This is a genomic window from Streptomyces sp. TRM70350 (assembly GCF_019219825.1).
Classification (GTDB): domain Bacteria; phylum Actinomycetota; class Actinomycetes; order Streptomycetales; family Streptomycetaceae; genus Streptomyces.
Map to the genome: position 1 here is coordinate 75,212 of NZ_JAHUXH010000001.1, position 23,973 is coordinate 99,184.

The 23,973-nt window shown below is 72.5% G+C and carries 26 protein-coding genes; 22 read left to right on the forward strand and 4 right to left on the reverse strand.

Going from position 1 to position 23,973, the window contains the following annotated elements:
• Positions 1 to 146: 146 nt before the first annotated feature.
• The 9 genes from KWI83_RS00315 to KWI83_RS00355 all read left to right on the forward strand — a co-directional run bounded on the left by KWI83_RS00315 (position 147) and on the right by KWI83_RS00355 (position 10,465).
• On the forward strand, positions 147 to 872 hold the full coding sequence (locus KWI83_RS00315) for a class I SAM-dependent methyltransferase (RefSeq protein ID WP_218512180.1): 726 nt from the start codon (positions 147 to 149) through the stop codon (positions 870 to 872).
• A 311-nt stretch (positions 873 to 1,183) separates the two neighbouring features.
• Positions 1,184 to 2,017 (forward strand): M55 family metallopeptidase, encoded by an 834-nt coding sequence (locus tag KWI83_RS00320; RefSeq protein ID WP_218512181.1) that lies wholly within the window; start codon positions 1,184 to 1,186, stop codon positions 2,015 to 2,017.
• Positions 2,010 to 3,314, forward strand: coding sequence for a M20/M25/M40 family metallo-hydrolase (locus KWI83_RS00325; protein WP_218512182.1), 1,305 nt, complete (start codon positions 2,010 to 2,012; stop codon positions 3,312 to 3,314). Before KWI83_RS00320 ends, KWI83_RS00325 begins: the two co-directional genes overlap by 8 nt.
• Positions 3,315 to 3,318: 4 nt before the next feature.
• Complete coding sequence (locus KWI83_RS00330; RefSeq protein WP_218512183.1) at positions 3,319 to 5,283, forward strand: prolyl oligopeptidase family serine peptidase; 1,965 nt, start codon at positions 3,319 to 3,321, stop codon at positions 5,281 to 5,283.
• Positions 5,280 to 6,203 (forward strand): LD-carboxypeptidase, encoded by a 924-nt coding sequence (locus tag KWI83_RS00335; RefSeq protein ID WP_218512184.1) that lies wholly within the window; start codon positions 5,280 to 5,282, stop codon positions 6,201 to 6,203. The genes KWI83_RS00330 and KWI83_RS00335 overlap by 4 nt, the downstream gene beginning before the upstream one ends.
• Positions 6,204 to 6,330: 127 nt before the next feature.
• Entirely contained in the window at positions 6,331 to 8,115 is a 1,785-nt protein-coding gene (locus KWI83_RS00340) for a CocE/NonD family hydrolase (RefSeq protein ID WP_218512185.1), read from the forward strand.
• 31 nt (positions 8,116 to 8,146) lie between these two features.
• Positions 8,147 to 8,707: a GNAT family N-acetyltransferase gene (locus tag KWI83_RS00345; RefSeq protein WP_218512186.1), complete on the forward strand. Its 561-nt coding sequence runs from the start codon at positions 8,147 to 8,149 to the stop codon at positions 8,705 to 8,707.
• A 225-nt stretch (positions 8,708 to 8,932) separates the two neighbouring features.
• A complete protein-coding gene (locus KWI83_RS00350) occupies positions 8,933 to 9,436 on the forward strand; it encodes a phage holin family protein (RefSeq protein ID WP_218512187.1) in 504 nt (167 codons plus the stop codon).
• Between the two features lie 6 nt (positions 9,437 to 9,442).
• Positions 9,443 to 10,465: an SDR family oxidoreductase gene (locus tag KWI83_RS00355; RefSeq protein WP_374106258.1), complete on the forward strand. Its 1,023-nt coding sequence runs from the start codon at positions 9,443 to 9,445 to the stop codon at positions 10,463 to 10,465.
• Between the two features lie 12 nt (positions 10,466 to 10,477).
• On the opposite strand, the gene KWI83_RS00360 is transcribed toward KWI83_RS00355, so the two are convergent.
• Entirely contained in the window at positions 10,478 to 11,440 is a 963-nt protein-coding gene (locus KWI83_RS00360; RefSeq protein WP_218512188.1) for an LLM class F420-dependent oxidoreductase, read from the reverse strand.
• Positions 11,441 to 11,602: 162 nt separating this feature from the next.
• On the opposite strand from KWI83_RS00360, the gene KWI83_RS00365 reads away from it, so the two are divergent.
• The 13 genes from KWI83_RS00365 (at position 11,603) to KWI83_RS00425 (ending at position 21,290) form a co-directional block, all read left to right on the forward strand.
• Complete coding sequence (locus tag KWI83_RS00365; RefSeq protein ID WP_218512189.1) at positions 11,603 to 13,249, forward strand: NAD(P)/FAD-dependent oxidoreductase; 1,647 nt, start codon at positions 11,603 to 11,605, stop codon at positions 13,247 to 13,249.
• Positions 13,246 to 15,093, forward strand: coding sequence for a transketolase (locus KWI83_RS00370; protein WP_218512190.1), 1,848 nt, complete (start codon positions 13,246 to 13,248; stop codon positions 15,091 to 15,093). The genes KWI83_RS00365 and KWI83_RS00370 overlap by 4 nt, the downstream gene beginning before the upstream one ends.
• A complete protein-coding gene (gene ligD / locus KWI83_RS00375; protein WP_218512191.1) occupies positions 15,090 to 16,016 on the forward strand; it encodes a non-homologous end-joining DNA ligase in 927 nt (308 codons plus the stop codon). The genes KWI83_RS00370 and ligD overlap by 4 nt, the downstream gene beginning before the upstream one ends.
• 105 nt (positions 16,017 to 16,121) lie before the next feature.
• Positions 16,122 to 16,475, forward strand: a complete 354-nt coding sequence (locus KWI83_RS00380; RefSeq protein ID WP_218512192.1) for a gas vesicle protein — start codon at positions 16,122 to 16,124, stop codon at positions 16,473 to 16,475.
• A gap of 42 nt (positions 16,476 to 16,517) precedes the next feature.
• Positions 16,518 to 16,949, forward strand: coding sequence for a gas vesicle structural protein GvpA (locus KWI83_RS00385; protein WP_218512193.1), 432 nt, complete (start codon positions 16,518 to 16,520; stop codon positions 16,947 to 16,949).
• On the forward strand, positions 16,946 to 17,719 hold the full coding sequence (locus KWI83_RS00390) for a GvpL/GvpF family gas vesicle protein (RefSeq protein ID WP_218512194.1): 774 nt from the start codon (positions 16,946 to 16,948) through the stop codon (positions 17,717 to 17,719). Before KWI83_RS00385 ends, KWI83_RS00390 begins: the two co-directional genes overlap by 4 nt.
• A gap of 4 nt (positions 17,720 to 17,723) precedes the next feature.
• Positions 17,724 to 17,987: a gas vesicle protein GvpG gene (locus KWI83_RS00395; protein ID WP_218512195.1), complete on the forward strand. Its 264-nt coding sequence runs from the start codon at positions 17,724 to 17,726 to the stop codon at positions 17,985 to 17,987.
• Entirely contained in the window at positions 17,984 to 18,637 is a 654-nt protein-coding gene (locus KWI83_RS00400; RefSeq protein WP_218512196.1) for a DNA primase, read from the forward strand. Before KWI83_RS00395 ends, KWI83_RS00400 begins: the two co-directional genes overlap by 4 nt.
• Complete coding sequence (locus KWI83_RS00405; RefSeq protein WP_218512197.1) at positions 18,634 to 19,716, forward strand: SRPBCC family protein; 1,083 nt, start codon at positions 18,634 to 18,636, stop codon at positions 19,714 to 19,716. The genes KWI83_RS00400 and KWI83_RS00405 overlap by 4 nt, the downstream gene beginning before the upstream one ends.
• Positions 19,713 to 20,039: a gas vesicle protein gene (locus tag KWI83_RS00410; RefSeq protein WP_218512198.1), complete on the forward strand. Its 327-nt coding sequence runs from the start codon at positions 19,713 to 19,715 to the stop codon at positions 20,037 to 20,039. The genes KWI83_RS00405 and KWI83_RS00410 overlap by 4 nt, the downstream gene beginning before the upstream one ends.
• Entirely contained in the window at positions 20,036 to 20,824 is a 789-nt protein-coding gene (locus tag KWI83_RS00415; protein ID WP_218512199.1) for a GvpL/GvpF family gas vesicle protein, read from the forward strand. The genes KWI83_RS00410 and KWI83_RS00415 overlap by 4 nt, the downstream gene beginning before the upstream one ends.
• Positions 20,821 to 21,009, forward strand: a complete 189-nt coding sequence (locus KWI83_RS00420) for a gas vesicle protein (protein WP_171109447.1) — start codon at positions 20,821 to 20,823, stop codon at positions 21,007 to 21,009. Before KWI83_RS00415 ends, KWI83_RS00420 begins: the two co-directional genes overlap by 4 nt.
• The gene (locus KWI83_RS00425) at positions 21,006 to 21,290 is read left to right on the forward strand and encodes a gas vesicle protein K (protein ID WP_218512200.1); all 285 of its coding nucleotides are present in this window, start codon (positions 21,006 to 21,008) and stop codon (positions 21,288 to 21,290) included. Before KWI83_RS00420 ends, KWI83_RS00425 begins: the two co-directional genes overlap by 4 nt.
• Positions 21,291 to 21,304: 14 nt before the next feature.
• Here KWI83_RS00425 and KWI83_RS00430 read toward each other — a convergent pair whose 3' ends face one another.
• The 3 genes from KWI83_RS00430 to KWI83_RS00440 form a co-directional block, all read right to left on the reverse strand.
• Positions 21,305 to 21,475 (reverse strand): hydrophobic protein, encoded by a 171-nt coding sequence (locus KWI83_RS00430; protein ID WP_218512201.1) that lies wholly within the window; start codon positions 21,473 to 21,475, stop codon positions 21,305 to 21,307.
• A 40-nt stretch (positions 21,476 to 21,515) separates the two neighbouring features.
• A complete protein-coding gene (locus KWI83_RS00435) occupies positions 21,516 to 22,337 on the reverse strand; it encodes a class I SAM-dependent methyltransferase (RefSeq protein ID WP_218512202.1) in 822 nt (273 codons plus the stop codon).
• 102 nt (positions 22,338 to 22,439) lie between these two features.
• Positions 22,440 to 23,936 carry a bifunctional phosphatase PAP2/diacylglycerol kinase family protein gene (locus KWI83_RS00440; protein ID WP_218512203.1) on the reverse strand — a complete coding sequence of 499 codons (1,497 nt, stop codon included), beginning with the start codon at positions 23,934 to 23,936 and terminating at the stop codon, positions 22,440 to 22,442.
• Between the last annotated feature and the right edge of the window lie 37 nt (positions 23,937 to 23,973).

A 23,973-nucleotide genomic window follows, 5' to 3' on the forward strand; every position in this document is an offset into this window, starting at 1 on the left:
AGCAGGGGCGGCGTACGCCGGTCGAACGCGCCGTGAAGGTCTGCGCGTGCGCTCTCCGTGTTCTTGTGACCGCGCGCCGGGCGCGATAGACCGTACTGGCCCGTCACTCGCGGCGGGAAATCGACGTCGGACCAGGGGAGTTGGCCATGAGCGTGACGAGTCGGTACCGGGAGGCCTGGGAAGGGTTCTGGCGCGAGGCGCCCGGTGAGCAGGGCTCCGTGTTCTGGGACGCCGAGCCCGCGCTGACCGCCGGACGGCATGTCGCCCTGTTCGAGCCGCACCTGGCCGACCCCGGGCTGCCGATGGTCGACCTGGGCTGCGGCAACGGCACCCAGACCCGTTTCCTCACCGGCCGTTTCCCGCGCGTGGTCGGCGTCGACCTGTCCGAGGCGGCCGTCGCGCACGCCGAGCGGGCGGACCCGGCGGGGCAGGCGACGTACCGCGTGCTGGACGTCGCCGACAGGACCGAGACGGAGGCCCTGCACGCGCAGCTCGGCGACGCCAACGTGTACATGCGCGGCGTACTGCACCAGTGCGAGCCCGCCGACCGGCAGCCGCTGGTCGACGGGATCGCGACGCTGGTCGGCGAGCGCGGCCGGGTCTTCCTCGTCGAACTTGCCGAGGCAGCCAAGCTCGTCCTGCGGGGCCTGGCCCAGCGCCCGGACGGCCCGCCCGCCAAGCTCGCCCCGGTCTTCCGGCACGGCATCGCGCCCGGCGAGGTCGCCGACGCCGCGGTGCCCGAGTTCCTGACCGCGGCGGGCCTCACCGTGCTGGCGAGCGGTGAGCTGCCGCTGACGACCACGGAGTCCGGTCCGGACGGCAATCGGATCGAGCTGCCGTCGAAGTGGCTGGTGGCGGGCCGCACCGCCTGACGCGGGCCCCGCACGGCAGCGGGCCGGGGCGCGTGTGGCAGTACGCCGACGTGCCCGACATGGCGGCTGCCGGCGCTGACGCCGGGGTGGGTCGCGTCGAGCAGCTGACGCGGCCCGTCTCCCGCAGGGACGCGCCCGCCCTGCGCAGGGTGCCAACGCCGCATCACGACATCGGGGGCCTGCTCGCGCCGTTACGGGGGCGGGCACGCGAACGAGCCTGACGGTGCTCGCGGCGCCCGACACCGACGGAGCGGCCGGTGCGCGGCCCGCATCCTGGTCGGGCGTCGCATCTCCGCGTAACGTGACGCACCATGAAGATCCTCATCAGCGCCGACATGGAGGGCGCCACCGGTGTCACCTGGCCCGCCGACGTGCTGCCCGGGACACCCCAGTGGGAGCGCTGCCGGTCGATGTTCACCTCGGACGTGAACGCCGCCGCGCTCGGGTTCTACGACGGCGGCGCCGACGAGGTACTCGTCAACGAGGCGCACTGGACCATGCGCAACCTGCTGCTGGAGGAACTCGACGAGCGGGTGCAGATGCTCACCGGCCGGCACAAGTCGCTGTCGATGGTCGAGGGCGTGCAGCACGGGGACGTGGACGGGATCGCGTTCGTCGGCTACCACGCGGGCGCCGGCGCGGAGGGCGTCCTCGCGCACACCTACCTCGCCAACTCCATCACCGGCGTGTGGCTGAACGACGTACGGGCCGGCGAGGGGCTGCTGAACGCCCATGTCGTGGCCGAGTACGGGGTGCCCGTGGTGCTGGTGACCGGCGACGACGTCGCCTGCGAGGACGCGCTCGGGTACGCGCCCGAGGCGCTGAAGGTCGCCGTGAAGGACCATGTGTCGCGGTACGCGGCCGTGTGCCGTACGCCCGCCAGGACCGCCGCCGACATCCGGGCCGCCGCCAAGGAAGCCGCCGCGCTGGCGGTGCGGTACGAGCCGGTCGCGTCCGGACCGTACACCGTCGCGGTCGAGTTCGACGCCGAGCACCTGGCCATGGCGGCGACCGTGGTGCCGGGCGTCGACCGAATCGGGGAGCGGAAGGTGGCGTACACCTGCGCGACCATGTACGAGGGGATCCGCACCTTCAAGGCGGTCACCACTGTCGTCTCGGCCGCCGTGGAGGAGCAGTATGGCTGATCAGCGGGCGCTGGACGAGGTCGTGGAGTTCACTTCCGACCTCATTCGTATCGACACCACCAACCGGGGCGGCGGCGACTGCCGGGAGCGGCCCGCCGCCGAGTACGCGGCGGAGCGGCTGGCCGGGGCGGGCCTGGAGCCGACGCTCCTGGAGCGCACCAAGGGGCGGACCAACGTGGTCGCCCGCATCGAGGGCACCGACCCGTCCGCCGACGCGCTGCTCGTGCACGGGCATCTGGACGTCGTCCCCGCCGAGGCCGCCGACTGGAGCGTGCACCCGTTCTCCGGAGAGGTCCGGGACGGGGTCGTCTGGGGCCGGGGCGCGGTCGACATGAAGAACATGGACGCGATGATCCTCGCCGTCGTGCGGTCCTGGGCCCGGGAGGGCGTACGGCCCCGGCGGGACCTCGTCATCGCGTTCACCGCCGACGAGGAGGCCAGCGCCGAGGACGGGTCCGGCTTCCTCGCCGACCAGCACGCCGTGCTGTTCGAGGGCTGCACCGAAGGCATCAGCGAGTCCGGGGCGTTCACCTTCCACGACGGGGCGGGCCGCGAGATCTACCCGATCGCGGCCGGTGAGCGCGGCACGGGCTGGCTGAAGCTGACCGCGCGCGGGCGGGCCGGGCACGGCTCCAAGGTCAACGGCGAGAACGCGGTGACCCGGCTGGCCGCCGCCGTCGCGCGGATCGGCGCGCACGAGTGGCCGCTGCGGATCACCCCGACCGTCCGGGCGGCGCTCACCGAACTCGCCGCGCTGTACGGCGTCGACACCGACCTCAAGGACGTCGACCGCCTGCTGGAGAAGCTCGGCCCGGCCGCGAAGCTCGTCGAGGCCACCGTCCGCAACAGCGCCAACCCGACCATGCTGAACGCCGGTTACAAGATCAACGTCATTCCGGGCGAGGCCGTGGCGTACGTCGACGGACGCTGTCTGCCGGGCGGCGAACAGGAGTTCCGCGACACCCTCGACCTGCTCACCGGGCCGGACGTGGAGTGGGAGTTCGACCATCGCGAGGTCGCGCTGCAGGCGCCGGTCGACTCGCCGACGTACGCCAGGATGCGGGCGGCCGTCGAGGCGTTCGCGCCCGAGGGGCACGTCGTGCCGTACTGCATGTCGGGCGGCACCGACGCCAAGCAGTTCTCCCGGCTCGGCATCACCGGCTACGGCTTCGCGCCGCTGAAGCTGCCCGAGGGCCTCGACTACCAGGCCCTCTTCCACGGCGTCGACGAGCGGGTGCCCGTCGAGGCGCTGCACTTCGGCGTCCGCGTCCTCGACCGTTTCCTGCGGGACGCCTGACCACATGGGGGAGAACGTGCAGACCCTGCCGTACGGTTCCTGGCCCTCGCCCATCGACGCGGCCCTCGCCGCCGCGCACGACGGGCACCCGGAGTTCGTGGGCTTCGTCGGCGACGAGGCGTGGTGGACCGAGCCACGGCCCACCGAGGGCGGCCGGCGCACACTGGTGCGGCGGCACGCCGACGGCAGGGAGGTGTCCGTGCTGCCCGCGCCGTGGAACGTGCGCAGCCGGGTCATCGAGTACGGCGGACAGCCCTGGGCCGGTGCCCTCGTCGACGGCCGCCCCCTCGTGGTGTTCGTGCACTTCGCCGACCAGCGGCTGTACCGGTACGAGGAGGGCGCCGAGCCGCGTCCGCTGACGCCCGTCTCGCCGGTCGGCGGCGGGCTGCGGTGGGTGGATCCGCAGCTGCGCGTGGAGCGCGGCGAGGTGTGGTGCGTGCTGGAGGAGTTCACCGGCGACGGACCCACCGACGTGCGGCGCGTCCTGGCCGCCGTGCCGCTGGACGGCTCCGCCGCCGAGGACCGGGACGCCGTACGCGAACTCAGCGACGACCGGCACCGGTTCGTCACCGGGCCCCGCCTCTCGCCGGACGGGCGGCACGCGGCGTGGCTCGCCTGGGACCATCCGCGGATGCCGTGGGACGGTACGGAGCTGGTGCTCGCCGAGGTGACGGACGACGGCACGCTCGCCGTGCCCCGCACGGTCGCCGGTGGCCCCGAGGAGGCCGTCGCGCAGGCGGAGTTCGCCGCCGACGGCTCCCTGCTGTACGTCAGCGACCGCACCGGCTGGTGGAACCTCTACCGCGACGGCCGGCCGCTGTGCCCGCGCGAGGAGGAGTTCGGCGGGCCGCTGTGGCGCATCGGCCACCGCTGGTTCGCGCCGCTGGACAGCGGGCTCGTCGCCGTCGTGCACGGCCGGGGCGCCACCGCCCTCGGCATACTCGACCCCGAGACCGGCGAGGTCGTCGACGCGGCCGGTCCCTGGACCGAGTTCGCGCCCGCCCTCGCGGTGCACGGCGAGCGCGTCGTGGCCGTCGGGGCCAGCCCGCGCAGCGCCTACGAGGTGGTCGAACTGGACGCCCGTACCGGCCGCGCGAGGGTGATCGGCGCAGAGCACGACGACGTGGTGGACCCGGCGTACTACCCCGAACCGCAGATCCGCACCTTCACCGGACCCGCCGGACGCGAGATCCACGCGCACGTCTACCCGCCGCACAACCCCGGCTGCGTCCCGCCCGGCGCCGAGCTGCCGCCGTACGTCGTCTGGGCGCACGGCGGGCCGACCGGCCGCGCCCCGCTCGTCCTCGACCTCCAGATCGCCTACTTCACCTCGCGCGGCATCGGGGTGGCCGAGGTCAACTACGGCGGCTCGACCGGCTACGGGCGGGAGTACCGGGAGCGGTTGCGCGAGCAGTGGGGCGTCGTCGACGTCGAGGACTGCGCGGCCGTCGCGCTGGCCCTCGCCGAGGAGGGCACAGCCGACCGCGACCGGCTCGCCGTGCGCGGCGGCAGCGCGGGCGGCTGGACCGCGGCCGCGTCGCTCGCCATGACCGACGTCTACGCCTGCGGCACGATCATCTACCCGATCCTCGACCTCACCGGCTGGGCGTCGGGGGAGACCCACGACTTCGAGTCGCGGTACCTGGAGAGCCTGGTCGGACCGCTCGCCGAGGTGCCCGGCCGGTACGCGGAACGCTCGCCCGCCGAGCACGCCGACCGGATCACCGCGCCCTTCCTGCTGCTCCAGGGCCTGGACGACGTGATCTGCCCGCCCACCCAGTGCGAGCGGTTCCTCGTACGGATGGCGGGGCGGCACGTGCCGCACGCGTACATCGCCTTCGAGGGCGAGGGGCACGGATTCCGCCGGGCCGACACCATGATCCGCGCGCTGGAGGCGGAACTGTCCCTGTACGCCCAGGTGTTCGGGCTCACTCCGCCCGGTGTCCCGACGCTGGAGCTGTCCAAGTGAAGGAGCTGGTACGACCGCTCCGGCTGGCCCCCGGGGCCCGGGTGGCCGTCGTCGCGCCGAGCGGGCCGGTGCCCGAGGAGCGGTTGCAAGCAGGGCTCGACGTGCTGCGCGGCTGGGACCTCGACCCGGTGGTGGCGCCCCATGTGCTGGACCGGCACGGCGAGTTCGACTACCTGGCGGGCACGGACGCCGACCGGGCCGCCGACTTCCAGGCCGCCTGGTGCGACCCGTCCGTGGCCGCCGTGCTGTGCGCCCGCGGCGGGTACGGGGCGCAGCGGATGGTCGACCTGCTCGACTGGGACGCGCTGCGGGCGGCCGGACCGAAGGTGTTCGTCGGCTTCAGCGACATCACCGCGCTGCACGAGGCGTTCGCCACCCGGCTCGGCCTGGTCACCCTGCACGGGCCGATGGCGGCCGGTGTCGACTTCCTCAAGAACGCGCGGGCGCAGGACCACCTGAAGGCCACCCTCTTCACGCCGGAGACGGTCCGCACGATCGCCTCCGGTGGCGGCGCGCTGGTGCCCGGGCGGGCGCGGGGCGTCACGTTCGGCGGCTGTGTGAGCCTGCTCGCCGCCGACCTCGGCACGCCGTACGCCCGCGGCGGTGCCCGGGGCGGGCTGCTGATGATCGAGGACGTGGGGGAGGAGGCGTACCGTCTGGACCGGATCCTGACCCAACTCCTGCGCGCCGGATGGCTCGACGGGGTCGCGGGGATCGCCCTCGGCTCGTGGCTCGGCTGCGGACCGTACGAGAAGCTGCGCCGGGTGTTCGCCGACCGGCTGGGCGGGCTCGGGGTGCCGGTGGCGGAGGAGTTCGGGTTCGGGCACTGCGAGGGGGCGTTGACGGTTCCGTTCGGGGTGAGGGCGGAGCTGGACGCGGAGGCGGGGACGCTGACGCTGGAGAAACCGGCGCTGCGCTGAATCTCCGTCAATTTCGAATGCAGAAACCGTTGTCACGGTGATTGACCGTGCGTGACACGTGTCACAGCATGGCAACCGGCCAGTACTTACTGGTCGGTATCCGGGTTGTCCTCAGCGTGGAGGTCTCGTGTCCCGACGTGTGCCCAGATCCCGTGCCGCCCTCGCCGCCGCTCTCGGCGCCGCGCTCACCGCACCCCTCGCACTCACCGCCCCCGCCACCGCCGCGACCGGCCAGTACACCGTCACCGCCCTGAAGTTCACCGTCCAGGCGGGCGGCCGCACCTGCACGATCGACGCCGACCTCTACCGGCCCGCGGGCGTGGACAGCGCCCACCCCGCCCCCGCCGTCCTCGCCACCAACGGCTTCGGCGGCAGCAAGAACGACGGATCCACCGGCGCCATCGGCCGGAACTTCGCCCAGCGCGGCTATGTCGGGCTCGTCTACTCCGGACTCGGCTTCGGCCGTTCGGGCTGTCTCATCTCGCTCGACGACCCGGCCATCGACGGGAGGGCCGCCTCCCAGCTGCTGGACTTCCTCGCGGGCAAACGCGCCGCCGACGACGGCACCAGCGCCGACTTCGTCACCCTGGACCGGCCCGGCGACCCGCGCGTCGGGATGATCGGCGGCTCCTACGGCGGGGCCGTCCAGCTCGCCACCGCCTCCGTCGACCACCGTGTCGACGCGCTCGTGCCCATGATCACCTGGAACGACCTGGCGTACTCGCTCGCCCCGAACAACGCCGTCGGCGCCGGAAGGGTGCCCGGCGTCTTCAAGTGGCAGTGGACCAACGGCTTCTACCTCATCGGCGAGGGCCAGCCGCTGCTCCAGCCGAGCCTCGACCCGTCCCGCATCAACTCCCTGGCCTGCCTGCACTTCGTCACCCAGGCCTGCGACACCGTGCGCACCCTCAACTCCGGCCGCTACCCGCCCGACCGGACCGAGGAACTGCTCGACTACGCCCACAGCGTCTCCCCGGTCTCCTATCTGCACCGGGTCCAGGCACCGACCCTGCTGGTCCAGGGGCAGGCCGACAGCCTGTTCAACCTCAACGAGGCGACCAGGACGTACAAGACGCTCAAGGCCCAGGGCACGCCGGTGAAGATGATCTGGCAGTCGTGGGGACACAGCGGCGGCACCGGCGACCCGGCGGACGGCGAGCTCAACCTCGGGGCGGGCAACCTGGAGACCAGTTACGTCGGCAAGCGGATCCTGGCCTGGTTCGACCGCTATCTGCACAAGAGGACGGCCGTCGACACCGGGCCCGCCTTCGCCTACTACCGGGACTGGGTCAGCGACCCCGGCAGCCGGTACGCCACCGCCGACCGGCTGCCCGGGCTCGGGCAGAAGCTGTACCTCTCCGGCGACGGCAAGCTCGTCGACAACCGCAGGAAGGTCGAGCGGGGGAGCCGGACGTACACCAACTGGCTGATCCCCACGAGCCATTCGGAGAGCGCTCTGGCCGGGATGCTCGGGCTGCCGGACCCGGCGCCGTACGACACCAAGGGCACCTACCTCGGCTGGACCAGTGAGCCGCTCGCGCGGGCCGTGGACGTCGTGGGTGAGCCCAGGGCCACGCTGAAGGTGCTCTCGCCGAAGGCCGGGCGGACGCAGGCCTCGGGGGACGCGGCCGACAAGCTGGTGCTGTTCGCCAAGCTGTACGACGTCGCCCCGGACGGCACGCAGACGCTGGTGCACCGGCTGGTCGCGCCGGTCCGGGTGCCGGACGTACGCAGGCCGTTCACCGTGACGCTGCCGGGGATCGTGCACCGGTACGAGCAGGGGCACCGGCTGCGGTTCGTGATCGCGGCGAGTGACGGGGCGTACTTCGGCAACCGGGGGATCAAGCCGGTGACCGTGGTGAGCGCGCCCGGCGACACCGGGGTGCTTCAGCTGCCGGTGGTCCGCGACTGACGCCGCCCGCGGCCGGCCGTAGGGTGGCGGGATGCCGCACATCGCCTCCCGCCACCTCGCCGAGGGCCCCCGCGTGGGCATACGCCACTTCACCCACGAGGACGGCGCCGAGTTCACGGCACGGGTCCGGGAGAGCAAGGATCTGCACCAGCCGTGGCTCTTCCCGCCGGACACCGCCGCGGCCTACGCCCGCTATGCCGGCCGGTTGATCGAGGACCCGACGAAGGCGGGGTTCCTGGTCTGCGAGACGGCCACGGGCGCCCTCGCCGGATACATCAACATCAACAACATCGTCGGCGGCGCCTTCCAGAGCGGTGCTCTCGGATACGGCGCCTTCGCGCACGCCGCCGGGCGGGGCCTGATGCGCGAGGGCCTGAACCTGGTGATCGACCACGCCTTCGGGCCGATGCGGCTGCACCGGCTGGAGATCAACGTGCAGCCGGGCAACACCGCGTCCATCGCCCTGGCCCGCGCCTGCGGATTCCGCCCGGAGGGCTTCTCGCCGAACATGCTCTACATCGACGGCGCCTGGCGGGACCACGAGCGGTGGGCGCTCACCGTCGAGATGCGGGCTTGCGGTCGATCTACCTGAGTGCTGTGGCGGCGACGCCTCGTACGGCGTCGGGAAGAACGCCGCGCATGCGGAACATCGTGGTGATCGACGCCCCCTCCAACCTGGACCTGCTCCCGCCCGATCCCGGCACCGTGTCCGGCTGTTACAAGCGAGGCGGGCTTCGAGGCGGCCGACCCGCGGAGGCAGCAGCTGGGGCGGGGAGACGCGGCGTTACACGGGGTTGCGCACGGGTACCCGGCGGGCATGGACCGCATGGATCATCTGGAGCACCTGGACAAGCATCTGGTCGACGAGCTGGCACAGGTCGCGCGGGAGACGATCCGCGACGAACTGCGGGAGCAGACGCGCAAGCAGCGCCGCAAGGCCACGCTGTACGCCGCGTCCGGGGCCGTCGCCCTGTACGCGGGCGCCGCCGTCGCCCTCGCGGTCGGCCTGGCGCTCGCCGCCGCCCTGCCGGGCTGGGCCGCCGCGCTGATCACCGCGGCGATCCTCGGTGTCGTCGCCTACCTGCTGCGCGGCGCCGCCCGGCCGCACGCCGCCGGGACGCCGCACGGGCGCGCCGAGCTGGCGGCGGACCGGGACCGCGCGCACGGCGCCGCCCCGCCCGCCGGTCCGCCCGGCGGACTCAGCAACGCGTCGTACCCGTCGGTGCGGCCCCTCCCGCCGCCCCCGGCGGGCGCGGACACGCCGGGCACGCTGCCGCCGCCGGACCGCATCGACCCCGAGAACCCGCACCACCGGGCGTGATGCGGGGTGCGCACATCGATCGGACGGGGCAGGGCCGTCGTCGTGACCGGAGCCACCGCCGGGGTGGGCCGGGCCACGGCGGTGGCCTTCGCCGCGCGGGGTGACCGGGTCGCCCTGCTGGCCCGCGGGCGCGAGGGGCTCGCCGCGGCGGCGGACGAGGTGCAGCGCGCCGGCGGTGAGGCGCTCGTCGTGCCGGTCGACATGGCCGACGCCAAGGCCGTCGACAACGCCGCCGAGCAGGTCGTGGACGCCTTCGGGCGGATCGACGTATGGGTCAACAACGCCTTCGCCGGAGTGTTCGCGCCGTTCACGGAGATCACGCCGGACGAGTACCGGCGGGTGACCGAGGTGACGTATCTGGGCTATGTGTTCGGTACGCGGGCCGCGCTGCGGCACATGCTGCCCCGGGACCGGGGCACGATCGTGCAGGTCGGTTCGGCGCTGGCGTACCGGGGGATCCCCCTGCAGTCGGCGTACTGCGGGGCCAAGCACGCGATCCAGGGGTTCAACGAGTCGCTGCGGTGCGAGCTGCTGCACCAGGGCAGCGGGGTGCGGACGACGATGGTGCAGCTGCCCGCGCTCAACACCCCGCAGTTCGACTGGGTGCTGAACCGGATGCCGGGGCGGGCCCGGCCGGTGGCTCCCGTGTATCAGCCCGAGGTCGCGGCGCGGGCGATCGTGCACGCGGCGGGGCACGGGCGGCGCCGGGAGTACTGGGTGGGAGGTTCGACGGTGGGCACCCTGATCGCCAACGCCGTCGTTCCCGGGGTGCTGGAGCGGTATCTCGCCCGGACCGGGTTCGACGCGCAGCAGGAGCCGGGGGAACACGGTGGGGTGGGGAACCTGTGGAGCCCGGCGGACGGGCCCCACGGGCGGGACTTCGGGACGTACGGGCGTTTTGACGAGGAGGCGTGTCCTGCCAGCCCACAGGGCTGGATGTCGCGCAATCGCGGGCGTGTGGCGACGGCACTCACCGTCGGTGCGGGCGTCCTGGCCGCACGCAAACTGACTGGCCGGCTCGGCGACTGACTGGCATGGCCCTCAGTGGCTCTGCTGGAGCTGGGGCAGCACCTTCGTGCGGTAGAAGTCGAAGAAGGCGCGCTGGTCGGGGCCGATCTGGTTGACGTAGACCCGGTCGAAGCCCGCCTCGGCGAAGGCGCTGAGCGCGGACACGTGTTCGTCGACGTTGTCGCCGCAGACCGTGTTCTCGCGGATCATCTCCTCGGTGATCAGCGGCTCCAGCTGCTCGAAGTGACGCGGCGAGGGCAGGATCTGGCCCATCTCGCCGGGCAGCAGCTGGTTCGACCACAACCGGCGGACCGTACGGACCGCTTCGTCCCGGTCGGTGCCGTAGCAGACCTTCGTGCCGCCGCTCACCGGCTTGGCGCCCCCGCCGCCCTTGCGGAACTGCTCCACCATCGACTCCTCGGGCATCATCGTGATGTAGCCGTCGCCGACGCGGGCCGCCAGTGCCGTCGCCTGAGGGCCGAAGCCGGAGATGTCGATCTGGACCGGCTCGTCGGGCACGGTGTACAGGCGGGCGTTCTCCACCTTGTAGTGCGTGCCGTAGTGGCTGACCTCCTCGCCCGTGAACAGCTTGCGCATCACCTGGATGGCCTCCTCCAGCATGTCCATCCGGACGGAGGCGGGCGGCCAGGTGTGGCCGACGATGTGCTCGTTGAGCGCCTCACCCGTGCCCACACCGAGGCGGAAGCGGCCGTTGGTCATCACCGCGCTGGTCGCGGCGGCCTGCGCCACCACCGCCGGGTGGATCCGGACCGTCGGGCAGGTCACCGCGGTCTCGATCGGCAGGGACACCGCCTGGGAGATCGCGCCGATCACCGACCACACGAACGGGCTCTGGCCCTGGGCGTCGTTCCAGGGGTGGTAGTGGTCCGAGATCCACAGGGTCTCGAATCCGGCCTGTTCGGCCATCCTCGCCTGTTCGACAAGGTCAGCGGGGCCGAACTCCTCGCAGGAGAGGAAGTAGCCGTACTCGGGCATGGAACACCTCCGCGTCGGGGCGGGTGGGGTCGGGTCACCGGCCGGGTAACCGGCCGCCCGAGCGGCAAACGCCCGGCCGAACGGGGGGTCCGTGCGGGTTTGGGCGCCCTGACCAGGGGGACGCGGAAAACCTCGTACGAGACGACCGCCGGAGGCGAAACCGTGAGTCGACCCCGCATCGTGATCGTCGGTGCCGGCTTCGCCGGCTACCGCACGGCCCGCGTCCTGTCGCGGCTGGCCCGGGACAAGGCCCACATCACCCTGCTCAACCCGACCGACTACTTCCTGTATCTGCCGCTGCTGCCCCAGGTGGCCGCCGGGATCCTGGAGCCGCGCCGGGTCACCGTCTCCCTCTCCGGCACCCTGCCCCGGGTGCGGCTCGTCCTCGGCGAGGCCGACGGCATCGACCTCGACGCGCGGACCGTGCACTACTCCGACCCCGAGGGCGGAGGCGGCACGCTGGAGTACGACCGGCTGGTGCTCGCCGCGGGCAGCGTCAACAAGCTGCTGCCCATCCCCGGCGTCGCCGAGCACGCCCACGGCTTCCGCGGCCTGCCCGAGGCGCTCTACCTGCGCGACCACGTGACGCGGCAGGTGGAGCTGGCGACCTCCGCCGACGACCCCAAGAGCTGTGCCGCGCGCTGCACCTTCGTGGTGGTCGGCGCGGGCTACACCGGGACCGAGGTGGCCGCGCACGGGCAGATGTTCACCGACGCGCAGGTGCGCAAGCACCCCCTGCGCGAGGGCATGCGGCCGCGCTGGATCCTGCTGGACGTCGCCGACCGCGTCCTGCCCGAGCTGGACGAACGGCTCTCCCGCACCGCCGACCGGGTGCTGCGGCAGCGGGGCGTCGACGTGCGGATGGGGACCTCCGTGAAGGAGGCCACGCACGGCGGCGTACTGCTGACCGACGGGGAGTACGTCGAGACCCGCACGCTGGTGTGGTGCGTGGGGGTACGGCCCGATCCGCTCGTCGAGTCCCTCGGGCTGCCCATGGAACGCGGGCGGCTGCTCGTCGACCCGCACCTCCAAGTGCCGGGCCGCCCCGAGGTGTTCGCCTGCGGGGACGCCGCCGCCGTGCCCGACCTCGACAACCCCGGTCAGTACACGCCGATGACCGCACAGCACGCCTGGCGGCACGGCAAGGTGTGCGCCCACAACATCGCCGCGTCGTGCGGCGCGGGGGAGCGGCGGGCCTACCGGCACCGGGACATGGGGTTCGTGGTGGACCTCGGCGGCGCCAAGGCGGCGGCGAATCCGCTGGGGGTGCCGCTGTCCGGGGTCGCCGCCGGGGCGGTCACCCGCGGCTACCACCTCGCCGCCATGCCGGGCAACCGGGTGCGGGTGGCGGCGGACTGGCTGCTGGATGCCGTACTGCCGCGCCAGGCCGTGCAGTTGGGGCTCGTACGGTCCTGGTCGGTGCCGCTGGACACGGCCTCACCGGAACTGGCGCGGGTGCCGGCCGGGTCGGAGGCCGGGGCGGAGGCCGGGTCTGGGACCGGGACGGGGCCTGGCGCTGCCGCCACCCCCGGCCCCGAGGCCGGGGCCGAGGCCGCGAAGAATCAGCCGGGCGGTGAACCGGCCAAGAATCAGCCGGGTGGTGAGGCCGCGAAGAATCAGCCGGGTGGTGAGCCCGCCAAGAACCAGCCGGGTGGTGAGCCCGCCAAGAACCAGCCGGGTGGTGAGCCCGCCAAGAACCAGCCGGGTGGTGAGCCCGCCAAGGAGCAGCCCGTCCCGGAGCCCGGCGAGGACCATCCCTCCCCGGGCCCCGTGAAGCGCGCCGACATCCCCGACGAAGGAGACCGATGAACACCCGTGAACTCGTCGAGCTGGCCCAGCAGTTGCGCGTGGACAGCGTGCGGGCCTCCGCCGCCGCAGGCTCCGGGCATCCGACGTCGTCGATGTCCGCCGCCGATCTGATGGCCGTACTCCTGGCCAACCACCTGCGCTACGACTTCGACCGCCCGGACCACCCGGGCAACGACCGCTTCGTGCTGTCCAAGGGACACGCCTCCCCCTTGCTGTACTCGGCCTACAAGGCGGCCGGCGCCATCGACGACGCCGAGCTGCTCACCTTCCGCAAGCTGGGCAGCCGCCTCGAAGGGCACCCCACACCGCAGCGGCTGCCGTGGGTCGAGACGGCCACCGGTTCGCTGGGGCAGGGACTGCCGGTTGGCGTCGGGATCGCGCTGTCCGGCAAGCGGCTCGACCGCACGGACTACCGCGTGTACGTGCTGTGCGGGGACAGCGAGCTCGCCGAGGGCTCCGTGTGGGAGGCCGCCGAGCACGCCTCGTACGAGCATCTCGACAACCTCACCGCGATCATCGACGTCAACCGGCTGGGCCAGCGCGGCCCCACCCGGCACGGCCACGACCTCGACGCCTACGCCCGCCGCTTCCAGGCCTTCGGCTGGCACACCATCGAGGTCGACGGGCACGACGTGGACGCGATCGACCGGGCGTACGGGGAGGCCATCTCCACCAAGGGCCAGCCGACCGCCGTCCTGGCCCGCACCCTCAAGGGCAAGGGAGTCGAGGGCGTCCAGGACCGCGAGGGGTTGCACGGCAAGCCGCTGCCCGAGGCCGACGAGGCCGTCGCCGAACTCGGCGGCCCCCGCGACCTGCGTGTCTATGTGCAGGAGCCGCCGACCGCGCGCCTGCTGCACGCCGTCCGTGAGGAGCATGTCGAGCTGCCCCGCTTCGACAGGGGCGAGGAGGTGGCGACCCGGGACGCCTACGGCAAGGCGCTCGCCGCCCTCGGTGCCGGACGCGGTGACGTCGTCGCCCTCGACGGCGAGGTGAGCGACTCCACGCGGTCCGAGGCCTTCGCCAAGGAGCATCCCGAGCGGTTCTTCGAGTGCTACATCGCCGAGCAGCAGATGGTCGCGAACGCGGTGGGCATCGCCTCGCGCGGCTGGGTGCCGTACGCCTCGACGTTCGCGGCCTTCCTCACCCGTGCCTACGATTTCGTCCGCATGGCCTCGATCAGTGGAGCCGGGATCAACCTGGTCGGCTCCCACGCGGGCGTCGCCATCGGCCAGGACGGGCCCTCGCAGATGGGTCTGGAGGACCTGGCGATGTTCCGGGCGGTGCACGGCTCGACCGTGCTGTACCCGTGCGACGCCAACCAGACCGCCCGTCTCGTCGCCGCCATGGCCGACCTGGACGGCATCCGCTATCTGCGCACCTCACGCGGCAAGAGCCAGGTGATCTACGGCCCCGACGAGGAGTTCCCCGTGGGCGGCAGCAAGGTGCTGCGTTCCTCCGGGTCCGACCGGCTCACCCTCGTCGCCGCCGGCGTCACCGTGGCCGAGGCGCTGGCCGCCGCGGACGCGCTGGACCGTGAGGGCATCCAGGTGCGGGTGATCGACCTGTACTCGGTCAAGCCCGTCGACCGGCTGACGCTGCGCCAGGCCGCCGAGGAGACCGGCTGCCTGGTGACCGTCGAGGACCACCACCAGGAGGGCGGTCTCGGGGACGCCGTCCTCGAACCCTTCCTCGACGGGCGTCCCATGCCGCGCCTGGTGCGTCTCGCGGTGCGTACGATGCCGGGTTCGGCGGCGCCCGACCAGCAGCTGCACGCCGCGGGCATCGACGCCGAGTCGATCGCCGCCGCCGTACAACTGCTGGTCGAGCAGGCGGTCGTACGGTGAGCGGTGATGACGTCCACACCGTGCGGGCGGGTCGGCGCACCGTCGAGGTGCACCGGCCGGACAAGGTGCTCTTTCCCGGCGGCGACGACGCCAAGGAGTACACCAAGCGCGATCTCGTCGACTACTACCGGGCCGTCGCGCCGTTCATGCTGCTGCACCTGAGGGGCCGTCCACTGATGCTCCAGCGGCATCCGGACGGCCTCGACGGCCCGGAGTTCATGCAGAAGAACACGCCGGAGAACTATCCGGAGTGGATCACCCGCGTCGAGGTGCCCAAGGAGGGCGGCACCGTCCGCCACACCGTCTGCGACGACGCCGCCACCCTCGTCCACCTCGCCGACCAGGCGTGCCTCACCCTGCACCGCTGGCTGTCCCGGACCGGCCGCCTCGACCGCCCGGACCGGATGGTGTTCGACCTCGACCCGTCCGGCGACTCCTTCGCGCCCGTGCGCGAGGCGGCCTGGCAGCTCGCGGAGCTGCTCGACGAACTGAAGCTGCCGTCGGCGCTGATGACCACCGGCTCGCGCGGCCTGCACATCGTCGTGCCGCTCAACGGGCACCACGGCTTCGACGAGGTACGGGAGTTCGCCCGGGACGTCGCCGACACCCTCGCCGCCGCGCATCCCGACCGGTTCACCACCGCCGCCCGCAAGAGGGACCGCGGCGAGAGGCTCTACCTCGACGTGCAGCGCAACGCCTACGCCCAGACCGCCGTCGCCCCCTTCACCGTACGGGCCAGGCCCGGCGCGCCCGTCGCCGTGCCGGTCGCCTGGGACCAGCTCGACCACCCCGACTTCGGGCCGCGCCGCTGGACCATCGCCGACGCCGTGGACCAGGCCCGCGCCAACCCGTGGGCCGGGCTGATGAACCGCGGGCGCGCCCTCGGCCCGGCCCGGCGTCGGCTCAACGCGTTGCGTGGCTGACACACGTACCGCTGCTGCGCAGGCGTGATACGTCCTGCGGCGAATGCGTGTGCGTTCCGGAGGTTTGGCCAAGGGACGTGCGGCCACCCGAAGTTCGAGGTGGCCATGACGAACACGAAGAACACGTCGAATGCGCAGAATTCACGTAACTCCCCCAAGAACACGGAAGAAGGTACGGCGGACGACCGGCCGAGCCCCATGCAGGTGCTGCGCAACGCGCGCATCCAGCTGGCGGAGCTCACCGGTATGACCGTCGAGACCGTGTCGTCCTTCGAACAGACCGAGGACGGCTGGTCCCTGGAGGTCGAGGTCCTCGAACTCGCCCGCGTGCCGGACACGATGAGCCTGATGGCGAGCTACCAGGTCGATCTCGACCCCGACGGACAGCTCACCGGCTACCGGCGCGTTCGCCGTTACGAACGCGGGCGGGCCGACTCACACAGGCCGGGCGGCCGCTAGGCCGCCCGGAGCCACACCCAGCGACAAGGAGGAACAGCCGGCATGACCGTTGTACCGGCACAGCAGACCGGCGGTGGAGGCGGCAGCAGCGGCCTCTACGACGTGCTTGAACTTGTGCTCGACAGGGGGCTCGTGATCGACGCCTTCGTCCGCGTCTCCCTGGTCGGCATCGAGATCCTGAAGATCGACGTCCGGGTCGTCGTCGCCAGCGTCGACACCTATCTGCGCTTCGCCGAGGCCTGCAACCGGCTCGACCTGGAGGCCGGTCCGCGCAAGAGCCCCGGCCTGCCCGACGTCGTCGGCGAGATCACCGAGTCCGGCGCGCGCGGCAAGTCCAAGGGCGCGCTGTCCGGCGCCGCGCAGACCGTCTCCGACGCCTTCAAGCAGGCGCGTGAGGACGGCGAGGCCGAGCCCCGGCCGCGCGCCCGCAAGACCACGTCCACGTCCTCGCGCCGGAGGGAGGAGCAGGAGTGAGCACCTACGTCTACGGCATCGCCGCGAGTTCGCATCCCGCCCTCCCCGACGGCATGGGCGGCGTCGGGGACCCGGCCCGGCCCGTGCGCATCCTGAAGGAGGGCGACCTGGCGGCGATCGTCAGTGACGCGCCCGAGGGGCTGCGCCCCAAGCGCAAGGACCTGCTGGCCCACCAGAACGTGCTCGCCGAGGCCGGATCGGCCGGGTGTGTGCTGCCCATGCGGTTCGGCAGCGTCGCCCCGGACGACGGGGCGGTCACGGGCGTGCTGACCGAGCGGGCCGAGCACTACAAGGAACGCCTGACGGCGCTGGACGGCCGGATCGAGTACAACATCAAGGCCAACCACGTCGAGGAAGCCGTCCTGCACCAGGTGATGGCCGAGAGCCCCGAGATCCGCGCCCTCGCGGAGGCCAACCGGAAGACCGGGGGCGGCAGTTACGAGGACAAGCTCCGGCTCGGCGAGATGGTCGCGGCAGCGGTCAAGGCCAAGGAGGCCGAGGACGCGCTCGCGCTGCAGCGGGCGTTGGAGCCGGACGCGGAGGCGGTCGGCGTGGGCCCGGAGTCCACCGGCTGGCTGGCCAACGTGTCGTTCCTGGTGGACCGGCGGTCGGCGGAGAACTTCCTGGCCGCCGTGGAGCGGGCCCGCAAGGACCTGCCGCACCTGGAGGTGCGGGTGAACGGCCCGCTGCCCCCGTACAGCTTCGTCGAACCCGGCCCCACCGAGCCTGCGGGCAGCACGGTGGGCGGCGCGGACACCGGGGCCGGGTGAGGACATGGGCCTGATCTCGGAGGTGCTGCTGCTGCCGTTCGCGCCGGTGCGCGGCAGCGCCTGGGCCATCCGGCAGGTGCTCCAGGAGGCAGAGCGGATCTACTACGACCCTGCCACGATCCGGGCCGAACTGGCCCGGCTGGAGGAGCGGCTGGAGGCCGGGGAGATCAGCGAGGAGGAGTTCGACCGGGAGGAGGACGAACTCCTCGACCGGCTGGAGATCGCTTCGCGCAACAGCGCGGGAACGGGCAACGGGACAGCACGATGAACCGAGTGGGACTGGGCCTCGCGGTAGGGGCCGGATACGTCCTCGGACGGACGAGGAAACTGAAACTGGCGTTCGCCGTAGGCACGCTCGTCGCCGGCAAGCGGATGAATCCGGGCCCGCGGGCGCTCGCGGACCTGGTGTCCGGGCAGCTGCGGAACAACCCGCAGTTCAAGGAGCTCGGGGACCAGCTCCGCCAGGACCTGCGGGGCGTCGGCGGCGCGGCGACGGGCGCCCTGCTGGAACGGCGGCTCGACGCACTCGCCGACCGCCTGCACGACCGGACGGCGGGACTGCGCGAGCGGCTCGGCGCAGCCGCACCGGAGGGACGGGACCCCGGGTACGACGACGAGGAACCGGAGGCCGAGGAGCGGTACGGCGAGGAGCCGGACGACGCGGACGAGCCCGCCGCGGAGGGACCCCAGGAGGCGGCCCGGAAGAAGGCGGACCCGAAGGAGCTCCCGGCCAAGAAGGCCGAGACGAAGAAGGCGACCGCGAAGAAGGCGCCCGCGAAGAAGGCCGCCAAGAAGACGCCCGCGCGCAAGGCCGCCCCGGCGAAGAAGGCCGCGGCCAAGCGGACCGCCGCCAGGAAGACGGCGTCCGCCAAGACGGCCGCAGCCGTCCGTTCGCGGGAGGGGGGCGGTGAGCGGTGACCGAGAGCCTTGGGTCCGTCCGTGGCAATGCGGTCGCCGACGTGGGCCGCAGCGAGGCCGCCGAGCGGCTGAAGGCGGAGGCGCAGGAGTACCTCGCCGCGCAGGCCACCCGGCTGCTCACCGGCCTCGGCCGCAGGCTCGGCGAGACGACCGTCAAGCTGAACGACATCGCCGAGGGCCGCAGCCCCGGCTTCGCCCGGCTCGCCCTCGACGGCGGCCGCAAGCTCGCCGAGGGCAAGGGCCCGGTCCGCTCGGCGCTGGAACTCGGCGCCTCCCGGGCCAAGGACAACGTGGTGGGCACGCTGAAGAACCTGACCGGCGGCAAGGGCGGGCGCAAGGGCGGCTCCGGCCACCGGCCCACCGTGATCATCGAGCACGTCGACGTGGGAGTGCCGCTGCGCACGGCGTACGACCAGTGGACCCGCTACCAGGACTTCAGCACCTTCGCCAAGGGCGTCAAGAGCGCCGAGCGCGCCGACGACACCACCTCGGACTGGCAGCTGAAGGTCTTCTGGTCCAACCGCAGCTGGAAGGCGCACACCACCGAGCAGCTCCCCGACGACCGGATCGCCTGGACCTCGGAAGGCGCCAAGGGCACCGCCAAGGGTGTCGTCTCCTTCCACCGGCTCGCCGACAACCTCACCCGGGTCCTGCTGGTGATCGAGTACTACCCGAAGGGCCTGTTCGAGAAGACCGGCAACCTCTGGCGTGCCCAGGGCCGCCGCGCCCGGCTCGATCTGAAGAACTTCGCCCGCCACATCACCCTCCGGGGCGAGGCGGAGGACGGCTGGCGCGGGGAGATCCGCGACGGCGAGGTCGTACACGGTCATGACGAGGCCGTCACCGAGGAGGCCGAGCCGGAGGACGGCGGGTACGACGGGTACGACGGGTACGACGGGTACGACGGGTACGACGGGTACGACGAGGAGCCCGAAGAGGACTACGAGGACGAGGAACCCCGCGCGGAAGGGGAACCCGGACCGGAGAAGGAGACCGAGGAACCGGAGGAGACCGAGGAGATCGAGGAGATCGACGACGAGTACCGGGACGAGTACGCCGACGCCCGGAGCCGTCGATGACGTCACCGACCCGCCTGCCCGGGCCCTACGGCCACGACGGCGGCGCCAACCTCGCCGACATCCTGGAGCGGGTGCTCGACAAGGGCGTCGTCATCGCCGGCGACATCCGGATCAACCTGCTCGACATCGAACTGCTCACCATCAAGCTGCGGCTCATCGTCGCCTCCGTCGACAAGGCGAAGGAGATGGGCATCGACTGGTGGGAGGACGACCCGGCCCTGTCGTCGGGCGCTCGTCGCAAGGAACTCGCCCGGGAGAACGCCGAGTTGCGCGAGCGGCTGGCGGCGCTGGAGACCGGCCGCACACAGGAGGAGAGCCCATGACCGGACTGCGGTACGTGTACGCCGTCTGCCGCCCCTTCGACGCGGCCCTGCAGTCCCAGCTGACGGGCGTGGCGGGCGCGCCGCCCAAGCTGCTGCACCACCACGGCCTGGTCGCGGTGGTCAGTACGGTGCCGGAGAGCGAGTTCGCCGAGGAGCCGCTGCGCGCCCATCTGGAGGACCTCGACTGGCTCGCCGCCACGGCCCGGGCCCACCAGGGCGTCATCGACGCGCTCACCACGGTGACGACGCCGCTGCCGCTCCGGCTGGGCACGGTCTTCCACGACGACAGCGGCGTACGGATGATGCTGGAGGCCCGCGAGGGCGATTTCCTGCGCACTCTGGACCGGCTGGCGGGCCGGGTGGAATGGGGCGTGAAGGTGTACGTGGAATCGGCGGCCGAGGAATCCGCTCGATCCCCGCAGGGCCCGGAGACGGAAAACGGGCGGGCGGCCGGAAAAGCCACGTCCGGACGCGACTATTTGCGCCGCCGCAGCCGAAGCCTCCAAGAACACGAGTCGGGCCTGAGAAAAGCCGAGGAGTTCGCGGACCGGCTGCACGAAAGGCTCGCCGCGCACGCCGAGGACTCCCGGCTGCACGCCCCCCAGAGTGCCCAGCTCTCCGGTGCCTCGGGCCGCAATGTGCTGAACGCGGCCTATCTGGTGCCGCGCGCCCAGTCGGAGGAGTTCGTGGAAATCGTGGACCGCACGAAGGGCGAGATGCCGGGGGTCCGGGTGGAACTCACCGGCCCCTGGGCGGCCTATTCCTTCGCGGGGGAGAAGCCGTGACGGTGATCGAACGACGTGAGATCGCCCTGGTGGACCTGCTCGACCGGCTGCTGGCCGGGGGCGTGGTGATCACCGGCGACATCACCCTGCGCATCGCGGACGTCGACCTCGTCCGCATCGACCTCAACGCACTGATCAGCTCCGTGAACGCTCAGGTTCCGGCCCCCTGGGGTGATCCGACGTGACAGCTGCCCGCAAGCGACTCGACCTGGAGCCCGACACGGTCGAACGCGACCTGGTCAAACTCGTCCTGACCGTGGTGGAGCTGCTGCGCCAGCTGATGGAGCGGCAGGCACTGCGCCGGTTCGACGAGGGGGACCTCAGCGAGGAGCAGGAGGAGCGGATCGGGCTCACGCTGATGCTGCTCGACGACCGTATGGCGGAGCTGCGGGAGCGCTACGGACTGCGGCCCGAGGACCTGAACCTGGACCTCGGGCCGCTCGGACCTCTACTGCCCCGGGAGTGACACCCCGGGTCAGTTCACCACCGGTACCACCGTCCCCTGCTTCCGGACGCGGTTGTGCCACGGAGCAGGAATCCCAGAAGCCACAGGACCAGCACCGCAATGGCGATCCACCACAGCACCTCCACGGCGAAACCGGCGCCGAAGAGAATCAGCACGAGAAGCAGTACGAGCAGGATGGGAACCATAATGAACCTCCTGCCGTTCGAGTTTCCCGAAAAAGCTTCTTCAGCCTTCCTTGCGGCACAGAATTTCTCCGTGCAGAACGCCGAACCAGCCGTCGGCCGCTTTCCCCCACTCCCGCCAGGCCGCCGCCATCGCCCGCAACTGCTCCTCGGTCGCGTGACCGCCCTCGACGGCCAGCCGCGCATAGGCCGACGCCAGCGTCCGGTCCGCCCACAGGCCGCTCCACCACTCCCGCTCGTCCGGCGTGGCGAAGGTCCAGGTGCTCGACGTGGCCGTGATGTCGCTGAGTCCGGCCCGCAGCGCCCAGGCCTTCAGCCGCCGCCCCGCGTCCGGCTCACCCCCGTTGGCGCGGGCCACTCGCCGGTACAGCTCCAGCCAGTCGTCCAGGCCGGGTGAGGCGGGATACCAGGTCATCGCGGCGTAGTCCCCGTCACGGACGGCGATCAGCCCACCCGGTCGCGTCACCCGCGTCATCTCGCGCAGCGCCCGCACCGGATCACCGACGTGCTGCAGCACCTGATGGGCGTGAACCACACAGAACGTGTCGTCCGGGACGTCCAGTGCGTGTACGTCGGCGACCGCGAAGTCCACGTTGGTCACTCCCCGGTCCGCGGCCGTGGCGCGCGCCCGGTCCAGGATCTCCGGCGCCCGGTCGACGCCGGTGACGTGCCCGTCCGGGACCAGCGCGGCCAGGTCGGCGGTGATGGTGCCGGGCCCGCAGCCGATGTCCAGGATCCGCATGTGCGGCTTCAGGGAGCCGAGGAGGTACGCGGCCGAGTTGGCGGCGGTCCGCCAGGTGTGCGAACGCAGCACCGACTCGTGGTGTCCGTGCGTGTAGACGGCGGTCTCCTGCGCTTTCGGCATGGCGGTACCCCTTCTCGTCGAAACCGGTCGGCGTCCTCCGTCACCGTACGCGCTGGACCGAATGATGAGACAGGGGGTTTTGCCATGTGGACTGACGTCGAGTCAGTTCTGCTGGGGCAGCAGCCGGTAGACCACCAGCGCCTCCGGCACCTTCTCCAGCGTCACCTCGCCCTCCACCTCGGTGACCTCGCCGTCGTAGGCGAGGAGCGTGCCGGGGGCGACGCCGGACAGCCGCAGCCTGCGGACCTGGACGGCGGCGTGGGCGGGGGAGCGGGTCAGCGGGCCGGCGAGGGCGGCGGCGAGCAGCCGCAGCGCGGGTCCCCGGCCGCCGTGCACGACGCGGACATCGAGCCGGCCGTCCGCGAGGTCCATCCGGCGGGCCGGTGCGAGCCCCCTCCGGTGGTAGGTGCCGTTCCCGGCGAACAGCAGCCACAACGGCCGTGGCCTGCCGCCCAGTTCGGCCTCCAGTGGGTGCCGGTCGGCGCGCAGGACGCGCAGCGCCGCGAGCACCCCGGCGGGCCAGCTGCCGATCCGGTGCGACCAGCGGTCCCGCTCGCGCACCAGCTCCGGATAGACGCCCAGGCTGCACGTGTTGACGAACACGCCCTGCTTCTCGCCGCAGACGAACCGGCCCACGTCCACGCGGACCGCGTCGCCCTCCTCAACGGCTCTGGCCAGCGTCCGGACGTCCTCCACACCGAGGTCGTGGGCGAAGTGGTTGAGCGTGCCGCCCGGCAGCACGGCGAGCGGCAGACGGCGGCGCAGGGCGATCTCGGCGGCCGCGTTCACCGTGCCGTCGCCACCGCACACGCCGAGCACGCGGGCCCGGGCGGCCGCCTTCTCCAGTTCGTCCGGCACGTCCTCCGGCACGCACTCGACGACCTCCGCCCGGGGCAGCGCGTCCCGCAGCGCCCGCACCCGGTCGGAGTTGCCCGCCGCCGAGTTGGCGACGACGACCAGCCCCTCGCCCTCGGGCAGCGCCGGGGCGTCGGCGCGCGGCCGGGGCGGCGGGGCGACCTGGTCGCGGGTCGGCACCAGCCCTCGTACGGCGAACGCGGCACCCACGCCGAGGGCCGCGCCCGCCAGCACGTCGCTCGGGAAGTGGACGCCGGTGTAGACGCGGGACATGGCCACCGAGAACGCGACCGGGGCGACCACGGCACCCCAGGCGGAGGACTCCATGGCCACGCCGGTCGCGAAGGCCGCGGCGGAGGCGGAGTGGCCGGACGGGAAGGACGTGGTGATCGGCTGCCGCTTCAGATGGCGGACGGTCGGCACGGGGTCGAGGACCGGGCGGGAGCGGCGCACGCTGCGCTTGCCGATGGTGTTGATGGTGGCCGAGGCCAGGGCGAGGGAGGCCACCCCGCGTACGGCGGCCCGGCGGGCCCTCGGGGTGCGGCCGGCCGCGATGACGCCGGCGGTCGCGAACCACAGCAGACCGTGGTTCGCGCTGCGGCTCAGCCTGGGCAGGACGGGTTCGGCGGCGGGCCAGTGCCGTGCGGCGGCGAACTCGAACAGCCGGCAGTCCAGCGCGAGCAGCCGGTCGCGCAGGGCGTGGCGGCCGGGTTTCGGGGCGGTGAGATCGACGTCTGGGCTCATGTAGGGGCGGGTACCCTGAAGTGGCCGTTTTCTGCCC

Coding starts and splice junctions, on each gene's coding strand:
- KWI83_RS00315 (WP_218512180.1), top strand. CDS start 147: ATGAGCGTGACGAGTCGGTACCGGGAGGCCTGGGAAGGGTTCTGGCGC.
- KWI83_RS00320 (WP_218512181.1), top strand. CDS start 1,184: ATGAAGATCCTCATCAGCGCCGACATGGAGGGCGCCACCGGTGTCACC.
- KWI83_RS00325 (WP_218512182.1), top strand. CDS start 2,010: ATGGCTGATCAGCGGGCGCTGGACGAGGTCGTGGAGTTCACTTCCGAC.
- KWI83_RS00330 (WP_218512183.1), top strand. CDS start 3,319: ATGGGGGAGAACGTGCAGACCCTGCCGTACGGTTCCTGGCCCTCGCCC.
- KWI83_RS00345 (WP_218512186.1), top strand. CDS start 8,147: ATGCCGCACATCGCCTCCCGCCACCTCGCCGAGGGCCCCCGCGTGGGC.
- KWI83_RS00350 (WP_218512187.1), top strand. CDS start 8,933: ATGGACCGCATGGATCATCTGGAGCACCTGGACAAGCATCTGGTCGAC.
- KWI83_RS00360 (WP_218512188.1), bottom strand. CDS start 11,440: ATGCCCGAGTACGGCTACTTCCTCTCCTGCGAGGAGTTCGGCCCCGCT.
- KWI83_RS00370 (WP_218512190.1), top strand. CDS start 13,246: ATGAACACCCGTGAACTCGTCGAGCTGGCCCAGCAGTTGCGCGTGGAC.
- KWI83_RS00380 (WP_218512192.1), top strand. CDS start 16,122: ATGACGAACACGAAGAACACGTCGAATGCGCAGAATTCACGTAACTCC.
- KWI83_RS00385 (WP_218512193.1), top strand. CDS start 16,518: ATGACCGTTGTACCGGCACAGCAGACCGGCGGTGGAGGCGGCAGCAGC.
- KWI83_RS00395 (WP_218512195.1), top strand. CDS start 17,724: ATGGGCCTGATCTCGGAGGTGCTGCTGCTGCCGTTCGCGCCGGTGCGC.
- KWI83_RS00400 (WP_218512196.1), top strand. CDS start 17,984: ATGAACCGAGTGGGACTGGGCCTCGCGGTAGGGGCCGGATACGTCCTC.
- KWI83_RS00410 (WP_218512198.1), top strand. CDS start 19,713: ATGACGTCACCGACCCGCCTGCCCGGGCCCTACGGCCACGACGGCGGC.
- KWI83_RS00415 (WP_218512199.1), top strand. CDS start 20,036: ATGACCGGACTGCGGTACGTGTACGCCGTCTGCCGCCCCTTCGACGCG.
- KWI83_RS00430 (WP_218512201.1), bottom strand. CDS start 21,475: ATGGTTCCCATCCTGCTCGTACTGCTTCTCGTGCTGATTCTCTTCGGC.
- KWI83_RS00435 (WP_218512202.1), bottom strand. CDS start 22,337: ATGCCGAAAGCGCAGGAGACCGCCGTCTACACGCACGGACACCACGAG.
- KWI83_RS00440 (WP_218512203.1), bottom strand. CDS start 23,936: ATGAGCCCAGACGTCGATCTCACCGCCCCGAAACCCGGCCGCCACGCC.